We start from the raw sequence: 8,035 nt of genomic DNA, 5'->3' as shown, positions 1-8,035 counted from the left end.
TGAAGCACTTGCTCTCGGATAATTTGACAAAAAATTCCAACATTAAATGGCATCATTAAAATCACAAAAGTTGAAGAATATATCTTATCGCTAATTTCTATTCCCAACAACTTATTTATTGCAAAATATATGCTAAATAATCCCACTAACATTATCACAGAATAGCTTACAGATATAAAAGCTGATGTAAATATCTTTATCAAATATGCTATGAAATCTGAATGATAAAATAATTTTGCTGCAAAAAAACACCCACTTGTCAAGCCAAGCAACAATCCAAAATATATATATTTATTTTCAAACTCAAACAATGTCGGGTCGGAAAACAATACTGTCTTTCCTATACCAAGCAAAAATATAGTTGATAAAATTGTCACCGATATCTTTATTAACTTATTTCTATTAATGTTCTCTTGAGTTTTGGCTGACTGAGATAAGCCTTCAAAAAATAAACTAACAAACATAGCCATAACTGCTGCTAACATAAAAAAGTAAGCAAATCTTATTGCACTTGAAAATTCACCTTTTATGCCACCCATAAATGATTGATCTTTTGCTATAACAACTATAAAACAAAGCGCTGAGAGAATTATCAATGCCATAACAAGAGGATATCTTTTAAAAGCATTTTTTGCCTTATTTAATGTTTCTGTAATTCTATAAATTATTTTCATAATTCCTCCTATATATATTATAACCTAAAAAAAATAAGTGTACATCAGTACACTCAAATTTTCGACATTGTCATCAATTTTTAAACTTTTTATTTATTATTTAAAATTATACTCAATAAAAAATCTCCATTAAGTACAATCCACACCCCGGAGCAGTCGGGCCCGCTTTTATTCTCTCTTTTGACTTCATTGCATTGTATAGACAATCTTCCGGCAATCTTCCTCTTCCTATTTCAAGAGCTGTTCCAACTATTATCCTAACCATATTTTTCAAAAAGCTCTTTCCGTAAAAATCAAATTCTATAGTTTCTCCAACTCTTTTTACTTCAATCTTATCTATTCGTCTTATTGTATCTTTTACCACTGCATATCTGCCCATAAAAGCTTTATAATCATTCTCCCCAATTATCTTATCCAAAGCTCTTTGCATTCTGTCTACATCAACATTGTAATTGTAGTGCATAGCTCTATTCAAATATAGTGGGTTTCTATGAAAAGAATTATACACTATATATTTATAGTGCTTGCCTTTTGCTGAAAATCTTGCATGAAAATCTTCTTCAACTCTTCTTGCATCAAGCACTGATATATCTTCTGGAAGATGATAATTAATAATCCTTGCCATATTTTTCACTTCAACTTTTGTATCCGTATAAAAATTTACCATCTGACCTTGAGCATGAACACCTGCGTCAGTCCTACCAGAATAATATAGTTTAACTTTATGCATTACTGATTTTTCAACTGCTTTTTTAAGTTCTTCTTCAATAGACACACAACTTGGTTGCATTTGAAAACCGTGATAGTTTGTGCCCATATAGGCAACTTTTAATAATATATTCATATCATATCAATGGGAGCATATTTAAAAGCTATCATCAATGCTAAAAGTCCCAATGTCAATCCCAAACCAACATAGTCCGAACCCTTAATTTCCAATTGCCTAAATTTAGTACGTCCCTTTCCTCCACGATAGCATCTCGCTTCCATAGCTGTTGCAAGTTCATCTGCTCTACGAAAAGAATTTATAAAAAGAGGAACTAATAACGGAACTAAATTTTTAGCCCTTTTAATCATATTTCCACTTTCAAAATCCGCACCTCTTGCCATTTGTGCTTTCATTATCTTGTCTGTCTCTTCAATTAAAGTAGGTATGAATCTTAAAGCTATTGTCATCATCATCGCTATTTCATGGGCTGGAACACCAATTTTTCTAAGTGGATTTAAAAGATTTTCTATACCATCAGTCATTTCTATAGGGGATGTCGTAAGTGTCAACATACTTGTCCCCATTACTAGTAGCAACAATCTTATTGCCATCATTATTGCCATCTTCAATCCTTCTTCTGTAATATTTATCACTCCCAAAGTAAAGATTATCTTCCCGGGTATAAATATAAGATTTATTATAAATGTAATCAGCAAAATCCATCTCAGAGGTTTAACCCCTTTTATTATCATTTTAAAAGGTACATGTGATAGTTTTACAACTGTAAACAGAAATATTGCAACTGGTATATATGGTGTAAATTTATCTACAAAGAATAAACTTATTATAAATACGATCATACTTATTATTTTTATTCTAGGGTCTAATCTATGCACTGGCGATTCAACCGGGTAGTATTGCCCTATCGTTATATCCTTAAGCATTTTTCCCCCTTAAATATTTTATAAGTTCCACTTTCGCCTCTTCTATGGTTAGAACATCATCATTAACTGAATTATTACATTTCTTAAAGGCTCTCATAAAAGACGTTACCTGTGGCACTCCAAGTCCTATTTCAACGAGCTCATCTTCTCTTTTAAAAACTTCTCTTGGAGTTCCGTCCATTATAAGTTTCCCTCTGTTCATAACTATTATTCTATCGGCAATTTCTGCTATATCTTCCATTGAGTGAGATACTAAAATTATAGTTATATCTCTCTTTGAAAAAATTTCTTTTATCTCTACTAAAATTTCATCCCTGCCCGCTGGATCAAGTCCTGCCGTTGGCTCATCAAGAATTAGTAGCTTAGGTTGCATAGCGAGAACTCCGGCTATTGCAACACGTCTTTTTTGACCTCCTGAGAGTTCAAAAGGACTACGTCCTTTCAAACTTTCATAATCTAATCCTACTGATTCCATAGCTTCCTTTACTCTATTATTAGCTTCTTCTTCGCTAAGTCCTTGATTCTTAGGTCCAAAAGCTATATCTTTTTCTATGGTTTCTTCAAATAGTTGATATTCCGGGTACTGAAATACTAATCCTACTGATTTTCTTATCTCTTGTAGCTTTACATCCTTTAAAGAAATATTTTTGCCGTCTATATATACTTCTCCCTCTGTAGGTTTTATAAGACCGTTTAAATGTTGTATTAACGTACTTTTTCCTGAACCAGTGTGCCCTATCAGACCTACAAATTCACCCTTTTCAATATTCAAAGAAACCGAGTCCAATGCCTTCTTTTCAAAACTAGAACCATGGTTATAAATATGTGTAAGATTTCTTATTTCTACTAACGACATATCTCACCCACTAATTCTTCAATACTCAAAATTTCTGTATTTATATTAAATCCCTCTTTTTTAAGTTCCCAAGCAAGTTCTGTCACTTGTGGAACATCAAGTCCCATTGCCTTTACTTTATCTACATTTGAAAAAACTTTTCTTGGAGTATTATCTAGTATTACTTCTCCTTTTTCAATTACAACAAGTCTGTCTGCTTCAGCAGCTTCGTCCATATAATGTGTAATTAAAATTATTGTTTTTCCTTGCTCCCTATTCAACTTTTTGATAGTTTCCATAACTTCTGCTCTTCCAACAGGATCCAACATAGCAGTGGGCTCATCTAAAATTATATAATCCGGTGCCATAGCTAAAATCCCAGCAATTGCAATTCTCTGTTTTTGTCCTCCACTTAGCAGGTGAGGAGCATTTTTTCTAAACTCTGTCATTCCAACTGATTCCAAAGATAATGTAACTCTATCTCTTATTTCTTCAGTAGGCATCCCCAAATTTTCAGGACCAAATGCAACATCTTCTTCAACTATTGTCGCAACTATTTGGTTGTCTGGATTTTGAAAAACCATTCCCGCACGAGCTCTTATATCCCAAATATCTTCATCTGATTTAGTATTCAATTTATCTACAAATACATCCCCATCTGTAGGTACTAAAAGCCCATTTATCAACTTTGCAAGAGTACTCTTGCCACTTCCGTTGTGTCCAAGTATGGCTACAAACTCTCCCTTTTCTATGTTCAAGTTTATATTTTTTATAGTATAATCTTCATCTTCTTCACTATATTTGAATTTTAAATTTTTTATTTCTATCATTATTTTACCTCGTATTCTAATATAGTTTAGTACAAGAATTATCTCTTTTCAACAAATATGTTATATTTTAACAATCCATTTTATCTAAATCTCAAATTTCTCCAAAATAAAAAACATTGAACCAAAGTCCAATGTTCCCTAAATTAATTTATTTTTTCACTCTTTAAAAAATCTAAAGCATACTGAGCATACACTCCAGCACCATTTGCAAGAACTTCTTCATCTATATTAAATTTTTCATTATGATGTGGATAACAAGCTCCTATCGCTTCATTTCTAGCTCCTATAAATCCAAAACAACCCGGTTTATCTTTTAGATAGTAAGAAAAATCTTCCCCACCTGTTGTTTTTACCATTTTTTGAAGAGCTTCACTTCCTGCAACTTTTTCAACTGCTTTTTCAGCTATCTTGGAAGATTCTTCATCATTTGTAGTTGCACCTAAAATATAAGTGTAATCCAATTCATAATCAGCGCCATAAGCGTCGCAAACTCCCTTTATAACTCTTCTCATATCATTTTCTATTCTATTTGCAATTTCTTGTGAAAAATATCTGTTAGTCCCTTCCATTTCAGCTTCTCCGGCTATTATGTTGAATCTATTCCCACTGTGGAAACTACCTATTGTAACAGTAACTGAATCAAGTGGGCTATAGTTTCGTGAAACCAATTGTTGAATAGCTTGTACAACTGCAGAACCTACTACAACGGCATCTACTGTTTCATGAGGCATAGAACCATGACCTGACTTACCTTTTATCTTTATATTAAACATATCAGCAGCAGCCATTCTCTCTCCGGCTTCTACAGAAATCTTTCCAGATTCAAGCACTGACCAAATATGAGCTCCATAGATATTTTCTATTTCTTCATACCAAGTTCCCTGCCTCATCATATATTTAGCACCAGTTCCAAGTTCTTCAGCCGGTTGAAAAATTAAGTATATCTTTCCTTCTATATCATCTTTTACAAAACTCAATATTTTAGCAGCTCCAAGTAGCATTGCAGTATGTGCATCATGACCACAAGCGTGCATCTTCCCTTCATTTTGAGATTTATATTCTACATCCGTTTGTTCTGTGACATTTAGAGCATCTATATCAGCTCTAAGACCAACTACTCTTCCCGGTTTCTTCCCCTCAATCCAAGCTATTACACCTGTCTTAGGTTCTTCTTCAGGTATTTCATAAGGTATGCCCATGCTTTCTAATTCTTCTGTAATTTTCTTGGTTGTCTCATGTTCTTGATAAGATAGCTCAGGATGCATATGAAAATATCTTCTAATTTCTGTTATATATTCCTTATTATCTTGTACTAACTGTCTTATATCCATAATCTTCCCCTTCTTAACTACATACCCGGTATCAATATTGGTCCCATTATACCTGCAAGTACAATAGAACCGATAGATACTGTTACAAATCCTGCAACTAGCATCTTTGGTAAAATTTGAGATAGTATTAATTCTTTTTCTTCTTCGTTTCTTGCTACCGCACTTGCAACTTCATTTGAAACTACAAATGTTCCCGGAAAACCAAAAAGAGCTGATGAGCCTATCGCAAATGACATCCATGGACCAACTTTTAAAAACTTTCCAACTACTATAGACAAGATTCCTATACCTATAGTACCCAATACTAAACATATCAATAACGGTAATAATATATTAGCTATATCTTGTGGACTAGCTCCTGCAAGACCGCCATATATTACAGTCATAAGAGCTCCCATTATAACCCCAAAAGAATTTCCTTTATCTAGTGGTTGTCTCTCTAAAAATCCAATTTCAGAAAATACAATGCCAAGTATAAGTGCTAAAACATTTTTATCAATTCTGACAAAAACATTTAATATTGTTACCCCTGTATCAAAGTTTTTAAAAAATCCTGATACTACTGTAGCGACAAGTGCTATAAAAACTGTCTTAGCCAAAAAGTAATTAGCTGATGTATATTTTGGTGGCAACTTAAAAATTGTCTTTCTTTCCACTTGCTTTACTTCTTCATCAGATTGAAAGCTCTCCCCGCTATCTTTTAATTTTAAAATACTATTTGCTTCTTTTCTCAAACAAAATGATGCAAGGGGATAACCTACGAACCCTTGAAGTACTACTAAAAGAGTGGCTATCAATTTTAAATCATGCCTACCTATAGCTGTTGCAACTTCTGCCATTTGTAACCCAGCTATAATTCCACCAGAAATAGGAGGTGCTGCAACTATTGCAGTTTCATTTCCAACCATAACTCTACCAACTGTCATAAGTAATACAACAATACCAACTATCCCTCCCGCTGCTATTGTCAAAGTTTTCCATTGAGCTATAAGTTGTCTTATATTTAGCATAGATCCCATGTGTACAAGTAAAGTAGTTATAAATAGAGCTCCAAAACCATATAACAATGAGTCCTTAAAAAGTGTTTCTGGAACTCCCATCCAAAAACCCGCTAAAAAAATTGCCGAGCAAACAAAAAGAGATGGCACTATACTCTTCGTTGCAGCAGCCACTATGTCTCCAATAGTAAGAACGATAAAAATAAATAATAATGCTTGTAAAGAATCCATATTTCTCCTCCTCTATTTAGTGCTTTTAACCATTAAAGCAAATGGTTTGTCGATTATTATACTCTTGTAAATTTTATTTGTCGATTAATTTAAATATAAAAATATTAATAAATCATATCTACGCTAAAAAATTCAATACACAAAAAATACTCTTAACCATTGCGATTAAGAGCACTTTAATAACACTATAAAATTATTTTTTATAAATCTAACATTCCACCTTTTGTATACAAATCATAATAATATCCCTTTTTATCCATAAGGTCTTCGTGAGTTCCTCTTTCTACAATTTTTCTATCTCTCATCACGAGTATCTCATCTGCATTTTGAACTGTTGTAAGTCTATGCGCAATAGTTATGGTCGTTCTTCCCTTTGATAACTCTACCAAAGACTCTTGAACTATTTGCTCACTCTTATTATCAAGAGCAGATGTCGCTTCATCTAAAATTAATATCGGTGGATTTTTCAAAAATACTCTCGCTATAGAAATTCTTTGTTTTTGACCACCTGAAAGTTTTACTCCTCTCTCTCCAACATAAGTTTCAAGACCATTTGGCAACTTCTCAATAAATTCAAGAGCTCCTGCCATTTTAGCAGCTTCTAAAACTTCCTCATCTGTTGCCTTTGGATTGCCATATCTTATATTTTCAAGAACAGTACCCGAGAAAAGATATACGTCTTGTTGCATTATTCCTATATTATTTCTCAAAGATTCAAGTTTTATTTCTCTTACATCTCTTCCATCCACTTTTATCGAACCACTTGTGACATCGTAAAATCTTGGAATTAAATTACATATGGTAGTCTTACCCGCTCCGCTCGGTCCAACTATAGCTAGATTTGCTCCTGGATTTATCTTCAAATTAAATTTTTCTAAAACATTTTTAGTATCCGACTCATATTTAAAATCTACATTTTCAAACTCTATCAGACCTTTTACCTTACCCATTAAAACTGCATTCTCAGAATCTACAATCTCTGATTTTGCATCCATAATTTCTGTAAATCTTTCAATGCCTGTCATACCTCTTTGGAATTGTTCTGTAAATTCCACTATTCTTCTAACAGTTGTAAGCAATGAAGTCACATACATAACATAAGCCATCATATCTCCGGCAGAAATCTTATTTGATATCATAAATAGTCCACCGCATGAGATTATTATAAGATACATAATTCCGTCGAAACTTTTTGTAACGACAGTAAAGCCTGCCATTGCCTTGTAAAATATTTCTTTAATTCTTAAAAACTTTTTATTTTCTCTTTCAAATTTTTCAGTTTCAACTTTTTCATTTGCAAAACTCTTTACAACTTTTATACCTAATAGAGAATCTTCTATAGATGAGTTCAAATCACCTACTTGCACTCTTTGCTTAGCTTGTGCTGATTTCATTATCATTCTAAATTTTGTTGAAGTGTATATCATCAAAGGCAATGTTGCGAATAATACTAAAGTTAAATTCATATTTATATTTATAAGAA

General features: G+C 32.8%; 8 protein-coding genes. All 8 read right to left on the bottom strand.

The window, feature by feature from the left end:
* Nucleotides 1-674, bottom strand: a 674-nt coding sequence (locus HMPREF9129_RS10785) for a hypothetical protein (RefSeq protein WP_004822714.1), incomplete at its 3' end; no start/stop codon positions are given.
* 112 nt (nt 675-786) lie between these two features.
* Nucleotides 787-1,518, bottom strand: a complete 732-nt coding sequence (truA, locus tag HMPREF9129_RS08890; RefSeq protein ID WP_004822712.1) for a tRNA pseudouridine(38-40) synthase TruA — start codon at nt 1,516-1,518, stop codon at nt 787-789.
* Nucleotides 1,515-2,327, bottom strand: coding sequence for an energy-coupling factor transporter transmembrane component T family protein (locus tag HMPREF9129_RS08885; protein ID WP_004822709.1), 813 nt, complete (start codon nt 2,325-2,327; stop codon nt 1,515-1,517). The genes truA and HMPREF9129_RS08885 overlap by 4 nt, the downstream gene beginning before the upstream one ends.
* Nucleotides 2,320-3,183 (bottom strand): energy-coupling factor transporter ATPase, encoded by an 864-nt coding sequence (locus HMPREF9129_RS08880; RefSeq protein WP_004822708.1) that lies wholly within the window; start codon nt 3,181-3,183, stop codon nt 2,320-2,322. Before HMPREF9129_RS08880 ends, HMPREF9129_RS08885 begins: the two co-directional genes overlap by 8 nt.
* Nucleotides 3,174-3,992: an energy-coupling factor transporter ATPase gene (locus HMPREF9129_RS08875; protein WP_004822706.1), complete on the bottom strand. Its 819-nt coding sequence runs from the start codon at nt 3,990-3,992 to the stop codon at nt 3,174-3,176. The genes HMPREF9129_RS08880 and HMPREF9129_RS08875 overlap by 10 nt, the downstream gene beginning before the upstream one ends.
* A gap of 143 nt (nt 3,993-4,135) precedes the next feature.
* Complete coding sequence (locus tag HMPREF9129_RS08870; RefSeq protein WP_004822704.1) at nt 4,136-5,323, bottom strand: M20 metallopeptidase family protein; 1,188 nt, start codon at nt 5,321-5,323, stop codon at nt 4,136-4,138.
* Nucleotides 5,324-5,340: 17 nt separating this feature from the next.
* The gene (locus HMPREF9129_RS08865; RefSeq protein ID WP_004822703.1) at nt 5,341-6,552 is read right to left on the bottom strand and encodes a hypothetical protein; all 1,212 of its coding nucleotides are present in this window, start codon (nt 6,550-6,552) and stop codon (nt 5,341-5,343) included.
* Between the two features lie 200 nt (nt 6,553-6,752).
* Nucleotides 6,753-8,035 (bottom strand): ABC transporter ATP-binding protein (locus HMPREF9129_RS08860; RefSeq protein ID WP_004822702.1); only part of this gene is annotated, 1,283 nt, incomplete at its 5' end.

Source organism: Peptoniphilus indolicus ATCC 29427 (genome assembly GCF_000227315.1).
Lineage (GTDB): Bacteria > Bacillota > Clostridia > Tissierellales > Peptoniphilaceae > Peptoniphilus > Peptoniphilus indolicus.
The sequence above is the reverse complement of the archived record's forward strand: the minus strand, read 5'-3'. Positions and strand labels throughout refer to the sequence as shown.

What these genes read in the sequence shown, in the direction of transcription:
- truA (WP_004822712.1), bottom strand. Translation starts at nt 1,518, where the DNA reads ATGAATATATTATTAAAAGTTGCCTATATGGGCACAAACTATCACGGT.
- HMPREF9129_RS08885 (WP_004822709.1), bottom strand. Translation starts at nt 2,327, where the DNA reads ATGCTTAAGGATATAACGATAGGGCAATACTACCCGGTTGAATCGCCA.
- HMPREF9129_RS08880 (WP_004822708.1), bottom strand. Translation starts at nt 3,183, where the DNA reads ATGTCGTTAGTAGAAATAAGAAATCTTACACATATTTATAACCATGGT.
- HMPREF9129_RS08875 (WP_004822706.1), bottom strand. Translation starts at nt 3,992, where the DNA reads ATGATAGAAATAAAAAATTTAAAATTCAAATATAGTGAAGAAGATGAA.
- HMPREF9129_RS08870 (WP_004822704.1), bottom strand. Translation starts at nt 5,323, where the DNA reads ATGGATATAAGACAGTTAGTACAAGATAATAAGGAATATATAACAGAA.
- HMPREF9129_RS08865 (WP_004822703.1), bottom strand. Translation starts at nt 6,552, where the DNA reads ATGGATTCTTTACAAGCATTATTATTTATTTTTATCGTTCTTACTATT.